The following is a 402-nucleotide window of genomic DNA, read 5'->3' as shown; positions in this document are numbered from 1 at the left end:
GCGTTGTGCGTGACAACGAGATAGATAATAGCGAGAGTGGGGAGTGATGTAAAGTAAAAAGAATAAAATAATAGTTTAAGTGGTTAAAAAATAACTAATTTATATTCTTTAACTGAAATATCATGCTTTATATGAAATGATTTTTATACTTTTTATATTTAGAGTCTGCGACTTCAATCACTATCTCATGATCATAAAGGATAGAAGTAGATACAGCGTCTAAAAGAGTAAGTCGAAAAATGACTGAACTTACTTTTTTATATTCGCTTAGCGGAATAAACGCAAAAACCCGCTAACTTAGATAAGTAGCGGGCTTTTAAATTTGGCTCCTCCAACTGGACTCGAACCAGTGACATACGGATTAACAGTCCGCCGTTCTACCAACTGAACTATGGAGGAATT

At 34.3% G+C, this 402-nt stretch carries 1 tRNA gene; it reads right to left on the bottom strand.

Annotation, left to right across the window (positions count from 1 at the left end):
- Positions 1 to 323 precede the first annotated feature (323 nt).
- Positions 324 to 399, bottom strand: a tRNA-Asn gene (locus M983_RS16695).
- Positions 400 to 402 lie beyond the last annotated feature (3 nt).

This window comes from Proteus myxofaciens ATCC 19692 (assembly GCF_001654855.1).
GTDB classification, from domain to species: Bacteria; Pseudomonadota; Gammaproteobacteria; order Enterobacterales; family Enterobacteriaceae; genus Proteus; species Proteus myxofaciens.
This window is presented reverse-complemented; position numbering and strand designations above follow the sequence as displayed.